The sequence below is a fragment of the Geoalkalibacter ferrihydriticus DSM 17813 genome (assembly GCF_000820505.1).
Lineage (GTDB): Bacteria > Desulfobacterota > Desulfuromonadia > Desulfuromonadales > Geoalkalibacteraceae > Geoalkalibacter > Geoalkalibacter ferrihydriticus.
In genome coordinates this window covers 32850-53943 of sequence record NZ_JWJD01000002.1, presented here as the reverse complement: position 1 = coordinate 53943, position 21094 = coordinate 32850, and the positions used below count along the sequence as shown (strand labels likewise).

The 21094-nt window shown below is 57.2% G+C and carries 22 protein-coding genes; 17 read left to right on the top strand and 5 right to left on the bottom strand.

Going from position 1 to position 21094, the window contains the following annotated elements; all coding sequences use genetic code 11:
* The first annotated feature begins 14 nt into the window (after positions 1-14).
* From rfbC to rpoZ, 4 genes are read left to right on the top strand one after another with little or no spacing between them, the layout of a single operon-like run.
* The gene (gene rfbC / locus GFER_RS06485; protein WP_040097704.1) at positions 15-581 is read left to right on the top strand and encodes a dTDP-4-dehydrorhamnose 3,5-epimerase; all 567 of its coding nucleotides are present in this window, start codon (positions 15-17) and stop codon (positions 579-581) included.
* A gap of 7 nt (positions 582-588) precedes the next feature.
* Positions 589-1464 carry a YicC/YloC family endoribonuclease gene (locus tag GFER_RS06480; protein ID WP_040097701.1) on the top strand — a complete coding sequence of 292 codons (876 nt, stop codon included), beginning with the start codon at positions 589-591 and terminating at the stop codon, positions 1462-1464.
* Positions 1454-2092: a guanylate kinase gene (gene gmk / locus GFER_RS06475; RefSeq protein ID WP_040097699.1), complete on the top strand. Its 639-nt coding sequence runs from the start codon at positions 1454-1456 to the stop codon at positions 2090-2092. Before GFER_RS06480 ends, gmk begins: the two co-directional genes overlap by 11 nt.
* A 40-nt stretch (positions 2093-2132) precedes the next feature.
* The gene (rpoZ, locus tag GFER_RS06470; RefSeq protein WP_040097697.1) at positions 2133-2339 is read left to right on the top strand and encodes a DNA-directed RNA polymerase subunit omega; all 207 of its coding nucleotides are present in this window, start codon (positions 2133-2135) and stop codon (positions 2337-2339) included.
* A gap of 6 nt (positions 2340-2345) precedes the next feature.
* Here rpoZ and GFER_RS18610 read toward each other — a convergent pair whose 3' ends face one another.
* On the bottom strand, positions 2346-2618 hold the full coding sequence (locus tag GFER_RS18610) for a hypothetical protein (RefSeq protein ID WP_139171983.1): 273 nt from the start codon (positions 2616-2618) through the stop codon (positions 2346-2348).
* Here GFER_RS18610 and GFER_RS06465 point away from each other — a divergent pair.
* Both GFER_RS06465 and GFER_RS06460 read left to right on the top strand, forming a co-directional pair.
* Positions 2617-4773, top strand: coding sequence for a RelA/SpoT family protein (locus tag GFER_RS06465; protein WP_040097694.1), 2157 nt, complete (start codon positions 2617-2619; stop codon positions 4771-4773). The two genes, GFER_RS18610 and GFER_RS06465, sit on opposite strands and share 2 nt — an antisense overlap.
* Before the next feature lie 309 nt (positions 4774-5082).
* Complete coding sequence (locus GFER_RS06460) at positions 5083-5469, top strand: RidA family protein (protein WP_040097692.1); 387 nt, start codon at positions 5083-5085, stop codon at positions 5467-5469.
* Positions 5470-5533: 64 nt separating this feature from the next.
* Here the strand turns inward: GFER_RS06460 and rpmB are convergent, their stop codons facing one another.
* From rpmB to purM, 4 genes are all read right to left on the bottom strand, one after another.
* The gene (rpmB, locus tag GFER_RS06455) at positions 5534-5725 is read right to left on the bottom strand and encodes a 50S ribosomal protein L28 (protein ID WP_040097689.1); all 192 of its coding nucleotides are present in this window, start codon (positions 5723-5725) and stop codon (positions 5534-5536) included.
* A gap of 70 nt (positions 5726-5795) precedes the next feature.
* Entirely contained in the window at positions 5796-6260 is a 465-nt protein-coding gene (locus GFER_RS06450) for a 2-thiouracil desulfurase family protein (RefSeq protein ID WP_200889299.1), read from the bottom strand.
* An 18-nt stretch (positions 6261-6278) separates the two neighbouring features.
* Positions 6279-6941, bottom strand: coding sequence for a phosphoribosylglycinamide formyltransferase (gene purN, locus GFER_RS06445; RefSeq protein ID WP_040097684.1), 663 nt, complete (start codon positions 6939-6941; stop codon positions 6279-6281).
* A 15-nt stretch (positions 6942-6956) separates the two neighbouring features.
* Positions 6957-8042: a phosphoribosylformylglycinamidine cyclo-ligase gene (purM, locus tag GFER_RS06440; RefSeq protein ID WP_052446077.1), complete on the bottom strand. Its 1086-nt coding sequence runs from the start codon at positions 8040-8042 to the stop codon at positions 6957-6959.
* Between the two features lie 145 nt (positions 8043-8187).
* Here purM and rimI point away from each other — a divergent pair, with 145 nt between their 5' ends.
* The 11 genes from rimI to hfq all read left to right on the top strand — a co-directional run bounded on the left by rimI (position 8188) and on the right by hfq (position 21050).
* Positions 8188-8649 carry a ribosomal protein S18-alanine N-acetyltransferase gene (gene rimI / locus GFER_RS06435; RefSeq protein WP_139171985.1) on the top strand — a complete coding sequence of 154 codons (462 nt, stop codon included), beginning with the start codon at positions 8188-8190 and terminating at the stop codon, positions 8647-8649.
* A 42-nt stretch (positions 8650-8691) separates the two neighbouring features.
* Positions 8692-9549, top strand: coding sequence for a dihydroorotate dehydrogenase electron transfer subunit (locus GFER_RS06430; protein WP_040097679.1), 858 nt, complete (start codon positions 8692-8694; stop codon positions 9547-9549).
* A gap of 38 nt (positions 9550-9587) precedes the next feature.
* Positions 9588-10490 carry a dihydroorotate dehydrogenase gene (locus tag GFER_RS06425; protein ID WP_040098527.1) on the top strand — a complete coding sequence of 301 codons (903 nt, stop codon included), beginning with the start codon at positions 9588-9590 and terminating at the stop codon, positions 10488-10490.
* Positions 10491-10550: 60 nt separating this feature from the next.
* The gene (locus GFER_RS06420; RefSeq protein WP_040097677.1) at positions 10551-13232 is read left to right on the top strand and encodes a CBS domain-containing protein; all 2682 of its coding nucleotides are present in this window, start codon (positions 10551-10553) and stop codon (positions 13230-13232) included.
* A 37-nt stretch (positions 13233-13269) separates the two neighbouring features.
* On the top strand, positions 13270-13956 hold the full coding sequence (locus GFER_RS06415; RefSeq protein ID WP_040097675.1) for a site-2 protease family protein: 687 nt from the start codon (positions 13270-13272) through the stop codon (positions 13954-13956).
* Between the two features lie 26 nt (positions 13957-13982).
* The gene (locus tag GFER_RS06410) at positions 13983-14693 is read left to right on the top strand and encodes a pseudouridine synthase (RefSeq protein ID WP_040097673.1); all 711 of its coding nucleotides are present in this window, start codon (positions 13983-13985) and stop codon (positions 14691-14693) included.
* Positions 14694-14876: 183 nt separating this feature from the next.
* Entirely contained in the window at positions 14877-16967 is a 2091-nt protein-coding gene (locus GFER_RS06405) for a tetratricopeptide repeat protein (RefSeq protein WP_040097672.1), read from the top strand.
* 28 nt (positions 16968-16995) lie between these two features.
* Positions 16996-17898 carry an ExeA family protein gene (locus GFER_RS06400; protein ID WP_040097671.1) on the top strand — a complete coding sequence of 301 codons (903 nt, stop codon included), beginning with the start codon at positions 16996-16998 and terminating at the stop codon, positions 17896-17898.
* Positions 17899-18041: 143 nt separating this feature from the next.
* On the top strand, positions 18042-19853 hold the full coding sequence (gene mutL / locus GFER_RS06395; RefSeq protein ID WP_040097670.1) for a DNA mismatch repair endonuclease MutL: 1812 nt from the start codon (positions 18042-18044) through the stop codon (positions 19851-19853).
* Positions 19854-19864: 11 nt separating this feature from the next.
* Positions 19865-20794: a tRNA (adenosine(37)-N6)-dimethylallyltransferase MiaA gene (gene miaA / locus GFER_RS06390; RefSeq protein WP_040098525.1), complete on the top strand. Its 930-nt coding sequence runs from the start codon at positions 19865-19867 to the stop codon at positions 20792-20794.
* Between the two features lie 22 nt (positions 20795-20816).
* Positions 20817-21050: an RNA chaperone Hfq gene (gene hfq, locus GFER_RS06385; RefSeq protein ID WP_040097669.1), complete on the top strand. Its 234-nt coding sequence runs from the start codon at positions 20817-20819 to the stop codon at positions 21048-21050.
* The last annotated feature ends 44 nt before the right edge of the window (positions 21051-21094 follow it).

The window sequence follows — 21094 nt, the reverse complement described above, 5'->3', positions numbered from 1 at the left end:
GGTCTGGATTGCCGATGAATCTCAGCGCAACAGCGATTCCCGAAGTCTTGATCGTCGAGCCCCAGGTGTTCGGCGATGACCGTGGCTTTTTTTATGAAAGCTTCAACCAGCGTGCCTGGCAGCAGGCAACCGGATTGCCCGGCGTGTTCGTACAGGACAACCATTCGCGCTCGGTCCAGGGCGTTCTGCGGGGTCTGCATTACCAGATTCGGCAACCCCAGGGCAAGCTGGTGCGCTGCACCGCGGGGGAGGTGTTTGATGTCGCGGTTGACCTGCGCCGTTACTCCCCAACCTTCGGACGGTGGGTCGGAGTGCGGCTTTCGGCGCAGAACAAGCGGCAACTCTGGATACCCGCCGGGTTCGCCCACGGATTTCTGGTTTTGTCAGAGGCGGCGGAATTTCTCTATAAAACCACTGACTACTATGCTCTCGAGCATGAACGCACCATCTGCTGGGACGATCCGCAACTAGCCGTGGATTGGCCGCTGAAAGGCGCGCCGCTGCTTTCGGCCAAGGACCGCCAGGGCATCGCCTTTGCCGATGCCCCCGTGTTTTCCCAACCCCTTCCAGATCAAGAATGAGGCAAAGATGAAAAGTATGACCGGCTACGGCAAGGGTCAGGCGCGCCACGGCGGGATAGCACTGACGGTGGAAATCAAGACCGTCAATCACCGCTTCGGCGATATCAGCATCAAGGCCCCGCGATTTCTTATCTCTTTCGACAACGATATCAAGAAGCGGGTTGGCGAGCGGTTGCGACGCGGCAAGATTGATGTGTTTATTTCCCAGGAAGCTTCCGAAGCGCTTACCACCGTGCCGGTGCTAAACCAGCCCTTGGCCGAATCCTATATGGATTTGTTTCGCAAGATGGAAGCCTTGTTTGATCTGCGCGATGGGGTGCCCTTGACTCTGCTGGCCCAACAGCGCGACGTGATTCTGATGCAAGAAGCCGCCCCGGACGCGCAGGGCATGGCAGAGTGTCTTTACGAGGCCCTGGATCAGGCTTTGATCGCGGTGGAACAGATGCGCGCTGTTGAAGGCCGGGCGACCCGCGAGGACATGGAGTCGCGCTTGACGCAGGTGGAGCAAATGCTCGCTCTGATCAGGGACCGGGCTCCGCTGGTTGTCGAGGAGTGGCGGCAGAAGCTGCACCAGCGCCTGGAGCGATTCGGCGGCGAACTCGAGGTCGATCCCCAGAGGCTTGCCCAGGAGGTGGCGCTTTTTGCCGACCGTTGCGATATCAGTGAAGAAGTGGTTCGCTTTGCCAGCCATCTGGGGCAGTTTCGGGATTTGTTGCAAAAAGATGAGCCCGTAGGCCGTCAGCTTGATTTTCTTGCCCAGGAACTCAATCGGGAAACCAACACCATGGGGTCAAAGTCCAACGATGCCGAACTGACCCGCATGGTGGTGCAAGTCAAAGCCGAACTGGAAAAGATCAGGGAGCAAGTGCAGAATGTCGAATGATCGCACCGCCTCCACCCGTGGTTCCCTGTTTGTCGTTTCGGCACCCTCGGGCGCCGGAAAAACCACCTTGTGCAGGCGGATTATTGACATTTTCCCTAACCTGCGGCATTCTGTCTCTTTTACCACGCGCTCAATGCGGCCAGGTGAGCGCGAGGGCGTCGATTACTTTTTCGTCGATCCTGAGGTTTTTGCGCAAATGATCGCTGCCGGTTCTTTTGCCGAATGGGCCGAGGTTCACGGCAATCGCTATGGCACGGCGATCGACACTCTTGAGCAATGGCGCAATTGCGGCCATGACGTTCTGCTCGACATCGATATTCAGGGCGCAAATCAGTTGCGGAAAAGTTACGGGCAGAGCGAGGCCGTTTTTATATTCATCCTCCCTCCCGACCTGACCGAACTAAGGCGCCGCCTGGAAGGGCGGGGCACGGATGCTCCCGAGGTGATCGAACGCCGCATCAGTAACGCCCGTGGCGAAATCCAAGCATCCACGGATTATGATTATATCGTGATCAACGACGATTTCGAAATGGCATTAACTCAGCTTAAGTCCATCATTGTCGCCGAGGGGTGCCGCTCCTCGCGGGTGCTTCCCGCCTTGGCGACCGGCTTTGACATCAATATCTGATCGGCGTTTTTGTCGTATCTTTTACAGGAGATTTTCCGATATGGCACGTGTTACCGTTGAAGACTGTCTGGTGCAGATTCCCAACCGGTTCCTTTTGACCATGGTCGCAGCCAAGCGCACCAAGCAACTCTACAAGGGCGGCTCGCCGCTGATCGAAAATAAACAGAACAATAAAAAAACCGTGCTGGCGCTGCGTGAGGTCGCGGCCGGAAGGATCGAATACGATCTGCCGGGCCGTAAAAAATAATCGTAACTATTCAGCCGCAACGTCCGACAGCACCGCAGGGTGCGGCGGTTGAGTGGTGCGGCAAATATTTGAGTCGTAGGTGAGTTTTTTGCCGCACGCGATGCCGCCGTATCCTGCGGTGCATTCTGAACCGTTGCAAATAATCTTCACCTTTGTGGTTCTTTGCCCTGGATCTTTTGGGGCGACAGACGCCATACCGGCGGGCGGCATAAAGCCGGCTGCCTTTTTTACGTCTTGTCCGCACCTTGCGAAACCGGTGTGGAGCTTTGGATGATTCATGGTTCGCCTCGACGACATACTTGAAAAAATTCTTGCCTATAATCCCGCCGCGGACCTCGATGCCGTACGCAAGGCCTACGTCTTCAGTGCAAAAGTTCACCAGGGACAAACCCGCCTATCCGGTGAGCCCTACCTGACCCATCCCATGGAAGTGGCTTATATCCTTGCGCAATTGCGCATGGATGTGGACACGGTTGTCACCGGATTGTTGCATGACACCCTCGAGGACACCTTGACCACCCTGGAGGAAATCCGCACGATTTTTGGTAACGAGGTGGCTTCGCTGGTCGACGGGGTGACCAAGATCAGCAAGATGTTTCTGCGTTCCAGTGAGGAACGTCAGGCGGAAAATTTTCGCAAGATGCTCATTGCCATGGCCCGAGATATCCGGGTGATTCTCGTCAAACTGGCGGATCGACTGCACAACATGCGCACCCTGGGCTATCAGGCGGCGGAGCGCCGGCAGCGCATTGCCCGGGAAACCCTGGATATTTACGCCCCCCTTGCCAACCGCCTGGGTATCAGTTGGATCAAGAGCGAGCTTGAGGATCTGTCCTTCATGTATCTTGAGCCGGCCATCTATAACGATCTCGCCGCCAAGGTTGCCAGGAGAATCAAGGAGCGCGAAGCCTATGTCGATCAGGTCAGGGAAAAAATCCGTAGCAAGCTCGAAGAGCAGGGTATTCGCGGCGAAGTATCAGGTCGCTCCAAGCACCTTTATTCCGTCTATCTCAAAATGGAGCGGCAGGGCATTGATTTCGAGCAGGTTTACGATTTAATCGCATTTCGCGTCCTGGTGGAATCGGTGCGCGAATGTTACGAGGTCCTGGGTATCGTTCATTCCACCTGGAAGCCGATTCCCGGTCGTTTTAAAGATTACATCGCCATGCCCAAGGCCAATATGTATCAGTCGTTGCATACCACGGTCATCGGACCCTTCAGCGAGCGCATTGAGGTGCAGATCCGCACCTGGGATATGCACCGTATCGCCGAAGAGGGGATTGCCGCTCATTGGAAGTACAAAGAAGGCAGAACCTCATCCGCGGAAGAGCGCGAGGAGCGCGGTTTCGGCTGGTTGCGTCAGTTGCTTGAATGGCAGCAGGAACTCAAGGACTCACGCGAGTTCATGGATACGGTCAAAATCGATCTCTTCCCCGAAGAGGTCTTTGTCTTTACGCCTAAAGGCGAGGTGAAAGAGTTGCCCAAGGGCTCAACGCCCGTCGACTTTGCCTACAGCGTTCATACGGATGTCGGCCATACCTGTGTCGGGGCACGCATCAACGGGCGCCTGGTACCTCTTAAGACCGAGTTGCACAATGGCGATGTCATTGAGGTCATGACCGCGGCCAAGCACACGCCGAGCAAGGATTGGATAAAATTTGTCCGGACTTCAAAGGCGCGCAACAAGATTCGCCAATGGATCAAGTCGGAGCAGCGGGAAAAGAGCATCGAAATTGGGCGCGACGTACTTGAAAAAGAATTACGCAAGCACGGTATGAGCTTTAATCGCGCTGCCACCTCTCCGGATATGGCGCGTGGCATGAAAGAGCTGGGATTTGATCAGATCGAGGAAGTCCTGGCCGCCATTGGTTACGGTAAGCTCTCGGCCGGGCAGGTCATCGCACGGGTGGTTCCCGAGGAAAAGCTGCGCGCCAATGACGCACAGAAGCCCGGTCGGATCGGCCAGGTGCTTGACAAGATTCGTAAAAAACCCTCAAATGCGATCAAGATTCAGGGCATTGAAGATATCATGGTGCGTTTTGCCAAATGCTGCGGGCCGCTACCCGGAGATTCCGTGGTCGGGTTTATCACCCGCGGTCGCGGTGTCACAGTGCATACCTCTGATTGCCCCCATGTGTTGGAAGCCGATCCTGAGCGGCGTGTCGACATCGAATGGGACATGAAGAAAAAGGCCTCGCGACCGGTCAAAATGCGCGTCTACTGCTTCGATCAGAAGGGCATGCTGGCCGGTATCACCGGGGCCATTACCAACTGCGAGGCCAACATTATCAGTGCCAGCGTTCATTCCAGCATCGACGGAAAAGGGGTCAATAACTTTGTCGTCGATGTGCAGAACCTTGAACATTTCAACAAAGTGGTCAATGCCCTGCTCAAGGTCAAGGGCGTGTACAAGGTCGAGAGACTGCGCAGTTAAAAGCGTGCGGGGGAGGGGCGAGGAAGGCCGGATGCCTGGTGCCCCGTGCGGTTAGTCCTGCCTTCTAATTCTGGCTCTTTTCGGCGCTGCCTGCGTTGGCGACGCCTTGACAGCACCAAAAATACCTCAGAATTATTTGACACNCGTGCGGTTAGTCCTGCCTTCTAATTCTGGCTCTTTTCGGCGCTGCCTGCGTTGGCGACGCCTTGACAGCACCAAAAATACCTCAGAATTATTTGACACGACTAACCACACGCGACACTAGTGTTTCCGGTGAGGCGAAAAACAAACAGAAAGGATGGATCACCCATGCCGATTGAAAGAATTGCCGGCGACCGGGCACCTGCCGCTATCGGACCTTATTCACAGGGTATCAAAGCGGGAGACTTCGTGTTTTTTTCTGGACAGATTCCCTTGGACCCGCAAACTGGAGAGGTGGTGTCCGGAGGGATCAAAGAGCAGACCGAGCAGGTCATGAACAACATGAAAGCCGTGCTTGGGGCAGCGGATCTCAGCTTCGCCCAAGTGGTCAAGACCACCATTTATTTGACCGATCTCAGCCAGTTTTCTCTGGTCAATGAGATCTATGGCCGTTATTTCGGCGACCCGCCTCCGGCGCGGGCGACCGTCCAGGTTGCCGCATTGCCGCGCGGCGCGGCAGTGGAAATTGAGTGGATCGCTTATGGCGGGCGCTGATTGCGTCGAACAAAAAGGCCGCTTCCTGCGGGAAGCGGCCTTTTTGCTTAACGGCATAAAAGGCTTAGACGGCTTTGGTGACCGCGCCGGAGCGGATACAGCGTGTGCAAACCTTGACGGAGCGCACTGCGCCCCCGCGCAGAGCCTTAACCTTCTGCAGGTTGGGATACCAGACTTTTTTGGTTTTGTTATGGGCATGACTGACGTTGTTGCCAGTCGTGGGTTTCTTACCGCAGATTTCACAAATCTTAGCCATGGGACCAGACCTCCTGAAAATTTAGAACGCCAGTAATTAGCATGTAATTAAGGCAAAGGCAAGGAATTTGTCAGGAATTCATTCCCGACAGATCCTCTTCGCTGAAAACTTCAAGGCCGTTGCGCCGTAACAGTGCGGTGGCAACGCCCCGGCCGGCAATTATTTTCTCTGCGCAATAGACCTGATGTACGCCGCAGGAGGGACTGCGTTCCTTGAGCAGGGCTTGCCGGCACCCGCTCAACCGGGCAACCTTGAGAGTCTCCCGGGCACCGTGTAAGAAGATGGCGCTCCGATTCTCTCCCTCATCGCTGACGACCTGCGCCTTGGCGTCAAGAACCGCCTCGCCGTCGCCACCGCAGAAGAAGGTACGCGATCTCGGGGTAGGCAGGCCGGCCAGCTGTTCCGGGCACACGGGAACGGGGATCTTGCGGTGACGGTGCAACCAGTCCAGCACTCCGTGGTGGCCTTTGCAGGCATTGTCGTAGCGGGTCTGCAAGCCCAGAAGGCAGGCGCTGACAAGAATTGGATCCGGCAAGACCATACTCCCAGGGATTTATTCGGCGAGCGCAGGATTGACCAGGGCGGACTCCACAGGATCAGCCTCCGGTTCTATGCGCACCCGCCGCCCTTCGATACGTAGGCGCTTCTCGGCAAACAGTTGGACCGCGCGAGGGTAGATGCGGTGTTCCTCCACGAGGATACGCGCAGCAAGAGATTCTTCCGTGTCATTTTCCAGGATCGGTACTGCCGCCTGAATGATGATGGGGCCGGTGTCCAGGCCGCCATCGACGAAATGCACCGTGCAGCCGGAAAAACGTGCGCCATACTCCAGAGCTTGACGCTGCACATTGAGCCCGGGAAATGCAGGCAGCAGCGCAGGATGAATGTTCATGATGCGTTGCGGGAAGGCGTCGAGAAAAACCGGAGAGAGCAGGCGCATAAAGCCGGCGAGCAGCACCAGCTCCACGCCGGCCTCGCGCAGGGCGGCGACCATGGCGCCATCGAATTCCTCGCGACTGCCAAAGTTGCGATGATCCAGAACCCGCGTGGCAATACCCGCTTCACGCGCCTTGTCCAGGGCTCCGGCATCGGCCTTGTTGCTTGCAACCAGCACGATCTGCGCGTCGATTTTTCCTGCCAGGCTTTGATCGATCAACGATTGAAGGTTGGAGCCACGACCGCTGGCCAGAACGCCCACACGCAATTTCGCCAAAATCAGGATCTCCTTGGGTTATCTTAACTCGACGTCCCCGGCTTCCGCGCCGGATTTGATGACCTCGCCGATAATATAAGCTGTTTCCTTAAGGCCCGAGAGGCGCACCATGATGTCGTCGGTTTCTTCAGCCGGAACGATCAGCACCATGCCGATGCCGTAGTTGAAGGTGCGATACATTTCCGCTTGTTCAATATCGCCACCGGTGCGCAGGGCTTCGAACAGGGCGGGCTTGGGCCAGCTGTTGCCTTCGATGACTGCCCGGCAGTGGCGGGGTAGAACCCGCGGAACGTTTTCCGTAATGCCGCCGCCGGTAATATGAGCCATGCCTTTGATGTTAAAATCGCGCAGCAGGTTGAGAATGGTTTTGACGTAAATGCGCGTGGGTGCCAGGAGGGCCTCGCCCAGGGGCAGGTCAACACCATCGAGACGCGCGTCAAGTTGCAGCCCCATTTTTTCGAAAAAGACCTTGCGCGCCAGGGAGTAGCCGTTGGAGTGCAGGCCATTGGATGCAATGCCGATGATCTGATCGCCGACGGTGATTGACGAGCCATCAATGATTTTGCTGTTGTCGACAACACCCACGGTAAAGCCCGCCAAGTCGTACTCGCCCTCGGCATAAAAACCGGGCATCTCGGCGGTTTCTCCGCCGATGAGGGCACAGCCCGCCTGCACGCAGCCGGCCGAAATGCCCTTGACGATTTCCACCGCCTTTTCCGGGGCCAGTTTGCCCGTTGCCAGATAGTCGAGAAAAAACAGCGGCTCCGCGCCCTGCACCACGATGTCGTTGACGCACATGGCCACCAGGTCGATGCCCACCGTGTCATGCTTGTCCATCATGAAGGCCAGTTTGAGCTTGGTCCCCACGCCGTCGGTGGAAGCCACCAGGGTTGGTTTCTCATACTTGTCCGCGTGCAGCGAAAAGAGCCCGCCGAAGCCGCCGATGTCCGTCAGCACTTCGGGACGGCTGGTCGCCTTGACCAAAGGCTTGATCATCTGCACGAAGCGATTTCCGGCCTCAATATCCACACCGGCTTCTTTGTAGGTACTCGGACTGTTTTTATTCAAGGGTGCAAACTCCTGGCAAAGGGGAAAACGAACCATTTGTAAAACAGCCTTTGCCCCTTGTCAACGGCAATTTCCCCCGGCCATGCCGTAAACATTCTTTCCTTTACAGCCGGCGCCCCCCTGCATTATCATTCCGGGCAGTCCGCTTCTTGCACGAACCTGATTTGACTCACAATTTGCCGTGAATGATATTGTCATAAGCGCGATGACCCGCGCCGATCTGGCCGAGGTCCTGGAGGTTGAGCGAGCCGGTTTTATTCATCCCTGGAGCGAGGCGATGATCCTCGCCGAGTTGGATAAGCCCCAGGCGCGCATCGATTTGCTGCGTCTCGATGGCCACTTGGCCGGTTATCTCTGCTCCTGGTTTCTGTGTGGTGAACTGCACATTCTAAATGTGGTGACCGGCCTTGAATTCCGCAGGCTGGGAGTGGCCCGGCGCCTTCTGGAAAATGCCATCGAGCGCTGCCGTTGCCAGGGTCTGGAGCGCGTGCTTCTGGAGGTGCGGGTAAGCAACGCCGCGGCGATCGGCCTTTACGAGAGCTTCGGTTTTCTCCGCGACGGCGTGCGCAAAGGCTACTACCCCGATGGTGAAGACGCTCTGCTGATGTCCTTGTCGATCAATTATGTCCCGCCCTGCGACTGATCTTGTTTCGATCAATCATCTTTTCTGAATTGAAGGCTGATTATGAAAAATTACAAGACTATCATCCTGTCCAATCAGGAGATCTCGCCCGGATATTTCCGCATGCGTCTGCTGACGCCGGGCTTCAGCGAGAACGCCCGTCCCGGGCAATTCATCATGATGCGCGTGCAGCAGTCGTTGCCGCCGTTGCTGCGCCGACCTTTTGGTATTTTCCGGATGGGATTTCTTCCGGGTGACTGTGAGGAAATGCCACCCAAAGAATACACCGAAATTCTCTACAAGGTGGTGGGGCGCGGCACCAATATCATGGCCGATCTGCACCGTGGCGACAAAGTTGAAGTCCTCGGACCCCTGGGCCGCGGCTTCGATGTCGGCGATCCGGGCGAGGAGAAAATTCTGGTGGGCGGCGGCATCGGCCTGGTGCCCCTGTATATGCTGGCCGAATCCCTCAGTGCGCGTAGCAAGGTGCGCTTGCTCATGGGGGGGCGTAACCGCGACGATATTCTTGCAGTCACCGAATTCGAGCGCCTGGGCGTGGAAACCTATGTGTCCACCGATGACGGCAGTCTTGGCGAGGAGGGCATGGTAACCCAAGTGCTGGAGCGCAAGCTCACCAAGTATCCGCGCTCATCGGTGTATGCTTGCGGTCCCATGCCCATGCTCGATGCGGTCTATCGCATCTGTCACCGGCGCAAGGTACCCCTGCAGGTTTCGCTGGAAGCCTTGATGGCCTGCGGGGTTGGTGCCTGCCTGGGTTGTGTCGTCAAGGGCGTGGGACATGCCGAGGACAATCCGCGTTACCTGTGCGCCTGCAAGCAGGGGCCGGTGTTTCGCGCGGAGCAATTGGATTGGAGTCGTCTCGGCGAGGAGCCGGGCTATTGCGAAGGGTGCAAATCGTGACGAGCTGCAAAGTAAATGGGACCAACAACCGTCCGAACATGGCGGTGGACATTGGTGGATTGACCCTGAAAAATCCGGTGATGCCGGCTTCCGGAACCTTCGGCTATGGCGAGGAATATGCGCCCTTTCTCGATCTCAACCGCCTCGGAGCGATCGTGACCAAAGGGCTCTCGCTAAAGCCCAAGGCCGGCAATCCCACGCCGCGCATTGCCGAAACCATCAGCGGCATGCTCAATGCCATCGGTCTGCAGAATGTTGGCGTGGATGATTTCATCAAGTTCAAGCTGCCCTTTCTGCGCGAACTCACCGCCCCAGTGATCGTCAACTTTTTCGGCAATACTCTTGATGAATACGGCGAGGTGGCCGCACGCCTCTGCGATATCCCCGAAGTGGCGGCGGTTGAACTCAATATTTCCTGTCCCAACGTAAAAAAAGGCGGAATTGTCTTCGGTACCGATCCCAAGGCCGCTTTCGAGGCCGTGAGCGTGGTGCGGAAAAATCTCACCAAGCCGCTCATGGTCAAGCTCACTCCCAATGTCACCGACATTACGGTCATTGCGCGGGCGGTGGAAGAAGCGGGGGCGGATTCCATCAGTTGCATCAACACCATTACCGGCATGGCGGTGGATATAAAAACCCGTCGACCGCGCCTGGCCAACCGCACCGGCGGCCTTTCCGGGCCCGCCATCCGTCCCGTGGCCCTGCGCATGGTGCATCAGGTGGTGCAGGCGGTGAAAATCCCCGTGATCGGCGTCGGCGGCATTGTGCGACCCATGGATGCCATCGAATTTCTCATCGTCGGTGCCAAGGCGGTACAGGTCGGCACCGCCAATTTCGTTGATCCGGCCTCGATGATCACGATTATCGACGGCATCGAGCAGTTTCTCATTGAAGAAGGACTTGCGGATATTCATCAACTCATCGGCAGTCTCGAACTGTAAAGCTCAGTGGTGAGGGAACCGGTTTTTTCAAGTCGTTGACATGCCCTGACTGCGGAATTTATGGACGTCATTACGACCCACATCAATGCTGATTTCGACTGCCTTGGCAGTATGATCGCGGCAAAGAAGCTTTATCCTAAGGCCGAGATGGTCTTTGCCGGGGCCCAGGAGCGTAGCCTGCGCGAGTTTTTTTTGAAAAGCGCCAGCTACGCTTATGCGTTTAAACGCATCAGGGATATCGATCTGACGGCGATCAGGCGGCTGATTCTTGTCGATGTGCGCCAGGCCGAGCGCATCGGGCCTTTTGGTGAGGTTGCTCAGCGCGAGGGGGTCGAACTGCATGTATATGATCACCATCCGGGCGGGGAGGGCAATCTCAAGGGCAACGTTGAGGTTGTCGAGCCCGTCGGTTCAACGGTGACGGTTTTCTGCCGGTTGTTCAAGCAACGCGGCATCCATCCCACCGCCGACGAAGCTACCCTGATGATGCTGGGCCTCTATGAGGACACCGGCAACCTCATGTTCAGTTCCACCACCTCTGAGGATTTCCACGCGGCCGCCTTTCTGCTGGAACACGGGGCCAATCTCGACGCCGTGGCCGATTTTCTCACCTATGAAATGACACCCGAGCAAGTCTCCCTGCTCCATGAGTTGCTGGCCAGCCGCACGGTTCTTAATGTGCATGGGTTTGATGTCAGCATCGCTCATGCTTCGGTGGAGCATTTTATCGGGGATCTGGCGGTGCTCACCCACAAGCTGCGCGATATGGAAAACCTGCGCGCGCTGATTGTGGCGGTGCGCATGGGTGATCGGGTGTTCATGGTTGGGCGCTCGCGTTTGCCCGAAGTCCATGTCGGCGGAATTCTCAGCGAGTTCGGCGGCGGCGGCCATGCCTTTGCGGCTTCTGCGGCGGTGCGCGGGCAGACCCTGGTACAGGTGCTTGAACGTCTCAACGCCGTGTTGCCGCGCCATGTCAATCCGCGGGTCGAGGCGCGACACCTCATGTCTTATCCGGTCAAGACTGTCAGTCGGGATACAAGCATTGAGGAGGTTCGCAGTTTTCTTACCCGCTACAATATTAACGCGGCGCCGGTGGTGGACGACGGCCAGGTTGTCGGCATCATCACCCGCCAGATGGTTGAGAAAGCAGCCCATCATGGTTTGGGCGAGGTCAGCGCCGAGGAGTACATGGAAGCTGACTTCGCCACGGTTACGCCGACGGTACCCGTTGATGAGCTTCAGGAGTTGATCGTCGGGCGTAACCAGCGTTTCGTGCCGGTGTTGAAGGATGGTCGCCTGGCCGGTGCGATTACCCGCACCGATTTGTTGCGTTACATGGTGGATCGCGGACCACGCGGCGAGCGCGGCCACGAACCCGAAACCGGGCAGGGAACGACCGATCTGAAACGGCGTGAAGTGGTGCGCATGATTCGCGAACAGTTGCCGCCACCGGTGCGCGAACTGTTCGAGGATTTCGGCCGGACCGCCGATGCCCTGGGACTTAAGGTTTTTGCCGTGGGCGGGTTTGTGCGCGATCTGCTGCTGGATGAGCCCAACCTGGACCTCGATATAGTCGTTGAGGGCGATGGCATCGCCTTTGCCGAGGCTTTCGCCCGCGACCATGAGTGCCGGGTGCGCAGTCACGAGAAATTTGGTACGGCGGTCATCGTGTTTCCGGATGATTTCAAGGTTGATGTGGCCTCGACCCGCGTCGAATATTACCTTGAGCCCGCCGCCCTGCCGACCGTGGAGACCGCATCGCTTAAACTCGATCTCTACCGGCGCGACTTTACCATCAATACCCTGGCAATTGTGCTCAACCATGGGAGCTTCGGTGAGTTGCTCGATTTTTTCGGAGGCTTGCGCGACCTGCGGGAAAAAGCAATCCGCGTGCTGCATAATTTGAGCTTTGTCGAAGACCCGACCCGCGTGTTTCGCGCGGTACGCTTTGAGCAGCGCCTTGGCTTCGACATCGGCAAGCAGACCGAACATCTGATTCGCAGTGCCGTGCGCATGGGGTTTCTCGATCGCATCGGCGGACCACGCCTGCTCAACGAAATCATTCATATTCTCGAAGAAGTGCGCCCCTTTCCCGCCATGGCGCGGCTCGAAGAACTCGACCTGGTGAAGTTTCTGCACCCCGCCCTGAAAATCGGCGAGGAAACCGGCGCCGTATTCGAGCGCGCCACGCGCGCCCTCCACTGGTACGAGTTGCTCTACACCGGGAAACCTTGCAGCGAATGGGTGGTTTATTTTCTCTGCCTGATCCGCGATCTGGATGCGGATGCTTTTCAGGGCATTTGTGAAAGGCTGGGGATTCCCGGGCGCCTGCATCCCCTGTTTACCGAGCAGCGTCATCTGGCCCAGGGCGTGCTGCAGCGTTTTCAGGCCTTTGCGCGGCGCAAAATGAAGCGGCCGCGAAACAGTGAAATTTATCAATGGCTGCTGCCGCTGGACACCGAGGTCCTGCTCTATCTTATGGCACGACTGGAGAGCGAAGAAGCCCGCAGCTGGATTTCGGTTTTCGTTACCCGCCTGCGCGACCAGAAACCCCTTCTCAGCGGCGAAGACCTTAAAGTCCTCGGTGTCCCGCCAGGGCCTCTATATCGTGAGATTCTTGAGCAGTTGCTCCTGAGGCGACTCGACGGCGAGGTTGTGACGCGTGAGCAGGAAATCGATCTGGTACAGCGCAAATATATGAAAAACGTGCACTCTTCAGGACTTCCCCAATCCCGCAATTGATTGACCGCGCGGCCCTTTTCCCCTAATCTGGCTCTCTATGGAAAATATTCTTGCCAAAATTTCGATTATGCTGGTTCCGGCCCTCATGGCGGTGACCATCCATGAAGTCGCGCATGGTTTTTTTGCGGACCGTTTCGGCGATCCGACCGCACGCCTGCTTGGGCGTTTAACCCCTAATCCGGTCAAACATCTTGACCCGGTCGGTACCCTGGCCCTGCTCATCTTCGGCTTCGGCTGGGCGCGGCCGGTGCCGGTCAACTTCCATAATCTGCGCAAACCCAAAACGGATATGATCTGGGTCGCCCTCGCCGGGCCCCTGGCTAACCTGTTCCTGGCCATGGTTTCCGCCTTCGTGCTGCATAGTGTCATCCTTGTGGCTGAGCTGCTTCCCGCCGACCAGCAAATGGCTTACCAATTTCTGGAACCCTTGGCGCTGATGGCCGGCTTCAGCCTCTACATTAATATCATTTTGGCGGTGTTTAATTTATTGCCGGTCCCCCCCTTGGACGGGGGGCGCGTCATGGTTGGCATTTTGCCTCCCCGGCAGGCGGACATGCTGGCGCGCATCGAACCGTTCGGGTTCATTCTCATCATCTTTCTCATTTTCTTTACCGACATCTATCGACTGTTTCTGGCGCCCATCGTTTTTGGCATGGTCAGCTTCATGGCGGGCAGTCAAGAATATATGGTGTTTCGCGCCATCGAGTTTCTTTTCGGCCGTTGATCTGGATGTTTTTTGCCTGAGGATTCATGAAGGAGCGTCTGCAAAAACTCATTGCCGCCGCAGGCTTGGCCTCTCGGCGCCAGGCCGAGGAATGGATTGCCGCAGGACGGGTTCTGGTCAATGATCATGTGGCTGCCCTGGGCGACAAGGCCGACCCTGGGTCAGACCGTATTCAGGTCAACGGGCGGCTGCTGCCGCGCAGCGAAGACAAAGTTTATCTGCTGCTGCACAAACCCGCTGGGTATGTCACCACGCTGCGTGATCCTCAAGGCCGGCCCATCGTCACGGATCTCATCAAGAATTGCGCCGCGCGGGTTTTTCCGGTTGGACGCCTCGATGCCGGCACCGAGGGGCTGCTGCTGCTTACCAATGACGGTGCTCTGGCGCAGCACCTGGCTCATCCGCGTCACAAAGTCGACAAAACTTACCTGGTCAAGGTCAGAGGGCGCCTTAACGAACAAGCTCGCGAACGATTGCAACAGGGCGTCGATCTTGACGACGGTCCGACACTGCCTGCCATTTTGAGCCAATTGCGATTTACCACCGGCAACACCTGGTTTGAGCTGACCTTGCGCGAGGGGCGCAACCGCCAGGTGCGGCGCATGTGCGAAGCCGTGGGTTTCCCCGTTGTACGTCTCAAGCGACTGCGCATCGGATTTCTTGAGCTGGGCAGCCTGGCGGCGGGCCATTATCGCCCGTTGACTCGGGCTGAGGTGGCTCGCTTGAAGGATTTATAGGGACCTCTTGATTTCCTCTTCGTGCTTCTATTAATCTGAGAGCCCACAGCGATTTCGGCAGAGGGTCGAGACTTGCTTGTAGACCCTGGTTTTTAAACCTATAATGCCTATCTTAGCCCTTGACAGGGTGAGGCTCGTTATCTATCGTTAAGAAGTGCTTAGAAACGCAAGAGGGGGCCTGGTTTGTCAAATAAAGAAAAGCTGATTGCAGCGGCCCAGAAAAATCTCCTCAAAGGGCAGATCGCCAAGGCGATTAAAGACTATCAGAAGGTGGTCGAGCTTGACCCGCGGGATATCCGCAGTCGGCAGAAGCTGGCCGATCTGTTCCTGCGCGCGAAAATGCCCAAAGAAGCTCAGGAGCAGTACGAAGGAGTCGCTCGTTATTTCGCGGAAAATGGCTTTTTTCTAAAGGCCATAGCCGTTTATAAACAGATTCAGAGAATCGATCCTGGGCGTGTCGAGGTCTATCATCGATTGGCCGAACTCAATGCCCGGCAGGGGCTGGTCGGCAACGCACTGGCTGAATACAAAAGCCTGGTGAACCACTACGAAAAACAGGGGCTGTTGCCTGAGGCCATCAACATCCTGCATAAAATGAAGGATATTGATTCGGAAAACCTCAATATTCGCGTAAAAATTGCAGAAAGCTACGCCAGGGCCGGGTTGCGCGACAAGGGACTGGCCGAGTTTCGCGATATTCTCAAAGTGCTGCGCGCCAAGCGCGATCCGGGAAAAACTCTTAAACTTTATACGATTTTCCAACCCCTGTTTCCGGCGGAACCTGAAATCCGCAAAGGCCATGCCCGAGCGCTGATCGATGCCGGACAAGTGGCCGCAGGAGTCGAGCGGGTTAACAAAATGCTGCGCGATCAGCCTGAGGATTCCGCATTGTTGCGTACCTTGGCCTTCGGCCTGCATCGTCTGGGCGACTTCACCGGCGAGTGCCAGGCCTGGCGCAGTTTGCTTGAGCAGGAACCCGCCGACCTGGACGTACGCGAAGGTTTTCTGCGGGCCTGCCTCAAGGCTGAACACTATGAAGAGGCCGTACAGAAGCTTGAACTCTGGCAGGAGGATCTGTTTGGCGCGCAGCGTACCGAGCTGCTCAAAGATCTTTATGAAAAGCTGCACGCCGTGCTTCCCGATGACCCGCGCGTGATCAAAAACCTTCAAGCTGTGTATCAGGCCTGTGGCGAAGGCGAAAAGCTCCTCGATCTTATGTCTTTTGGAGAAGATGATGCCCTCGCTGAAACTTCCTTGAGTGGTCGGCAGGATCAGGAAATGCTTGAGGGGTCTGTGTTGGCCGAGGCCCACCTGGATCTTGCCGACGACCAGGACGGCGCGGATTTCGCGGATGCTGATACTGTTGAAGAATTGCCTTTGGAGTTGCTTGAGGAAAATTTGCCGGCTCAGGATCCTGGACCCTCTCTTGAGCAAAGCGAAAAGCAGGACACCGAGCCTGAATTGGAGTTGGAATTCGACGGCGATCTGTTGGCCGATTTGGCGCCGTCGGGAACTGCCGAAGAAGAGACCGGCGAGGAACCGGACTTCGACGATGCCGACCTCGGGGAGCTTGAGCTGATCGAGTTGCCGGATTTTACGCCTGTGGGCGCCGCGGGAGAACCGGAGCCTGCCCCTTGCGCCTCCGCTGTGACGGAATCTGCCGTTGAAGCTGAGGAAACTCAGGACTTTTTTACCGACGAATTGCCTGATCTCGACATTGAATTCGGCGATGTCGAGGATACCGCCTCTTTGCCTGCATCAGCGCCTCCCGCAGCGTCTTCGACCTTGAGCCAGGTGGAGCAGGAGCGCCTTGATGGCGATTTTACCCGTTTTAAAAAAAGCCTCGAAAGTCAGATCGACGAAGGCGATGCTGAAACTCATTTCAATCTGGGCATTGCTTTTAAGGAAATGGGGTTGCTCGATGATGCCATCGCCGAATTTGACCAAGCCACGGGAAATCTCGCGCGGCGCTTGAGCTCCCTGGCTCTCAAGGGAATCTGTCTGAAGGAAAAGGGCGATTTCGACGGTGCCGAAGAAGCGTTTAAATCTGCCTTGTTGCTCCCCGATATCGTTGAGAGTGATCTGTGCAACCTTTATTTCGAATTGGGACTTTTGCAGGAAAATCGTGACCAGCCTGAGGAGGCCCTGCACTACTTCGAACAGGTTGCGCATCAGGATCCTTCCTTCCGCGAGGTGAGCAAGCGCATTACGCAACTGCGCGGACGACTCGGCGTCAAGGGCGGCGACGATCAGGGGCGGGTCTCTTATCTTTGAATTTCAGGGGTCTCTAAGGGCTTGAATCATGGGGTATCTTGAACATTTTGGGCTGGAACACGAGCCCTTTTCCAATGCCCCCGATGCACGTTTTTATTTTGACAGCGAGCAGCATGTACAGGCCTTGCGCCGTTTGCGTTTTGCCGTGGATTCCAACAAGGGTCTCGGTGTGGTGGTGGGCGATATCGGCACCGGCAAAACGACGCTGGCCAGGCGCATGCTCGATTATCTTGACCCGGATCGGTACCAGTCGAGTCTGCTGATCATGGTCCATTCGGGTATCACTCCTGAATGGCTGCTGTCGCATATAGCCGTGCAGATGGGGGTGAGTTCTCCCGCCGCAGATCGCCTTGTCATGCTGCGCCAGCTTTATGAGCGACTCCTGGAAATCGATGCTGAAGGACGCCGCGCCGTGGTTCTCATCGATGAGGCGCAAATGCTCCAAACCCGCGAACTGATGGAAGAGTTCCGGGGGTTGTTGAATCTTGAAATCCCCGGCCGCAAGCTATTGAACATCCTTTTTTTCGGATTGCCGGAATTGGAAGAAAATCTGCGTCTTGATCCCCCCCTCGCCCAGCGGGTGGCGGTGCGCTGTCGCCTCTCGCCTCTGACCCCGCGGACCACAGCCTCTTACATCTGGCACCGGCTGCAGATCGCCGGGGGGGGGCGCATGGTTTTTGAGGCCGATGCCGTGGCCGCTGTTCATCAATTCTCCCGCGGGGTACCGCGACTAATCAACACCCTGTGCGACAACTGCCTGTTTGAAGGGGCAAGCCTCAAAGCCGATCAGGTCGATGAGCAGATCGTCATCAGCATGGCTCAGGCGCTGGACTTGCAAAACGAATCGTCCGCTCTGCGCGAGGAAATTGACCTTGATAATGGTTTGGCGCATATTGAAGCGATGCTTGAGCGCCTGGAAATGAAATACTGAAAACAATCCACGAACTTTTTATCTGCAACACCCCCTCGCGCGGTGACCTGCGGCGCATGCCGAACCGCTGCAAAAGCCATTTCATTGCCCGAAAACTCAGCACCTCCGGCTGAGATGTTTTCGGGCGTTTGTACGGAAGATCCATGACCTCTAAAGTCAGCATTCTCCCCGAAAATCTGTGCAACATGATCGCTGCCGGCGAGGTGGTTGAGCGGCCGGCCTCTGTGATCAAGGAGTTGGTGGAAAACGCCCTTGATGCCGGAGCGAGCGACATCTCCGTCGAGGTCGAAGGTGGCGGCAAGAAACTTATGCGTGTCAGCGATGACGGTGAGGGGATGTCGCGCGACGATGCCTTCCTCTGTCTTGAGCGCCACGCCACCAGCAAGATTCGCGCGTCACAGGATCTGGCCGCCCTTACGACCTTGGGATTTCGTGGCGAGGCCCTGCCGGCCATCGCTTCGGTGAGCCGCCTGACTTTGCGGACCTGCGGCAACGACGCGGGCGAGGGCCTGGAGATCTATCTCGAAGGCGGCACGGTGCGCAAAAGCCAGGATATGGGCCTGCCGCGCGGCACGAGCATTGAGGTGCGCAGCCTTTTTTTCAATACGCCCGCGCGCCGCAAATTTTTGCGCCGCGACGAAACTGAAATCGGTCATATTGCCGATGTGGTTACCAAGCAGGCTCTGGCTCATCCGCAGGTGCGCTTCCGTCTGGTGCACAACGGACGTGAGCTTTTCGAGGTGCGTCGCGGCAGTCTACTCGAAGAGCGTATCGGTGCGTTCCTCGGCCGTCCCCTGGTCAGGCAACTGGTGCCGGTTGAGGTCGGCGAACCGGGCGAACTTCGTTTGCACGGGTTTCTCTGTCCGCCCGAGATCACTCGGTCATCCACGGGCGCCATTTATACCTTTATCAACGGTCGCTATGTCCGTGACCGGGTGGTTCAGCACGGCGTTCTCGAGGGCTATCGCAACCTGCTCATGAAGGGGCGCTATCCCGTGGTGGTTCTGTTTCTCGAGATCGATCCCGCTCAGGTCGATGTCAACGTGCACCCCACAAAGCACGAAGTTCGCTTTCGCGACCAGGGAAAGGTCCACGATTTCATCGCCGAGGGGTTGCGGCAGGTACTCAAGGCGTCGCCGGGACTTGGCCGCCCTGCTTATTCGGTTTCTTCCCCCCCAGTGGATTCTGTCCCGGAGTTGCGCACGGGCTCCGAGGAGCCCGTTGCCGGTGACGGGGTCGCTGAGTCGGCACGGCAGCGGGTCCATGAAGCTCTGGTCAATTATGAGCGGCGCATGCCGCGTGAGGCCAGCGCGCCCAGTCCTTTCACAAGTGCGCCACCGCCCGCAGCCGCTGCTCCCTGCGAGCCGCGCGGCTTTTTTCAAACGCTGCGTTATCTCGGGCAGTATCACAACAGTTATCTGCTGTGCCAGGACGGCGATGATCTGGTGTTAGTCGATCAACACGCCGCTCACGAACGCATTCGCTTCGAGAGCCTGCGCCAAGGCTACCGGCGCGGGTCGCCGGCCCGTCAGGCACTTCTGTTTCCCCAGGTGGTTGAGTTTGATTTCAAGGGGGCGGCGCTCTTGGCTGAGCATCTCGATCTGGTGCGCGGATTTGGTTTCGACATCGAGCCTTTCGGTGGCAAGGCTTTTGCCGTCAAAGAGGTGCCCGAAATTTTGGCCCAGGCCGATGTGGAGCGTTTGTTGCGCGACATAGTCGGCGATCTGGAACTGGTCGGTCAGAGCGGCGCGGCCGAGGATGTTTTGGACGGCTTTCTCATGCGCCTGGCTTGCCATGGCGTGGTGCGCGCCAACCAGAGCTTGGCTCCAGCCGAGGCGCAGGCGCTGCTACAGGCCCTTGACCAGGTTGTTTTCAAGGCTCACTGCCCTCACGGCCGACCGGTGCAGGTGCGCCTGACTCTGGGAGAGGTGGAACGCTTGTTCCGGCGAAGCTGATGGGTGAGGGGATGAGGGAACACCGGAAAATTCCCCTGCTGGTGCTGTGCGGACCCACTGGTTCGGGCAAAACCGCCCTTGCCGTGCGTCTTGCAGAAACCTGGCCGATGGAGGTTATCTCTGCCGACAGTCGTCAGGTTTTTCGTGGGATGGATATCGGCACCGCCAAGGCGACTCCTGAAGAGCGGGCATGCGTTCCCCATCATCTCATCGATCTGGTCGATCCCGATCAGGATTTTTCGGCGGCGGACTTCGCCGAAAGGGGTCGGGACGCGGTGGCGCAGATTGTCGCGCGCGGACATCGTCCCCTGCTGGTGGGCGGCACCGGATTCTATATCCGTGCCCTGACCCAGGGCCTGCTTGATGCGCCCGCCGGGGACGCTGCTCTGCGGCAGGAACTGCATGCCTTCGCCGAGGCGCAGGGGCCGCAGGCCTTGTGGCGGCGCTTGCAAACGGTCGATCCTGAAGCCGCCGCGCAGATTCATCCCAACAATCTGGTGCGGGTGGTGCGCGCTCTTGAGGTCTTCAGCCTCACCGGGAAGCCTATTTCGCAATTGCAGGCCCAACATGGTTTTGACGACCGACCCTATGCCCTGCTCAAGATCGCCGTCATGCCCCCGCGCGAAGAACTCTTTCGGCGCATAGATCAGCGGGTCGAGGCCATGGTTGCCGCTGGTCTTTTCGAAGAAACCGCCGAACTTCTCAGGCGCGGTTATGGATCTGAATTAAAGTCCATGCGCACCCTTGGCTACCAGGAGGCGGCGGCCTGCCTGCGTGGTGAAATCAGCTGCGAGCGCGCCGTCGAGATGATTCAGCTCCATACCCGGCAATTCGCCAAACGCCAGTTGACTTGGTTTCGCAAAGATCCTGAAATAATTTGGGTTGATTCCTTGAGAGAGTTTGCTACAATCCTCCAGTTGATTGAAAAATTTTATTCTTAATGTGCGCTGAAAAGGAGTGGACATGGCAAAGACCCCGTTCAATATTCAGGATCAGTACCTCAATCAGGCCCGTAAAGAGCGGGTGCACGTGAACCTCACCATGATGTCGGGAGAGAAGCTTGTCGGCTACATCAAGTCATTCGACAGCTTTTGCGTACTGGTGGACAGCAGCGGCGACATTCTGCTCTACAAGCACGCGATTTCCTCCATCACCTCCTCGGACGGCAATTTCCGTCTGCATGGGGGCAAGGACTAACCCTTTCCGCAGTTGTCGCAGTAACCAGGGATCCCCGTCCGAAG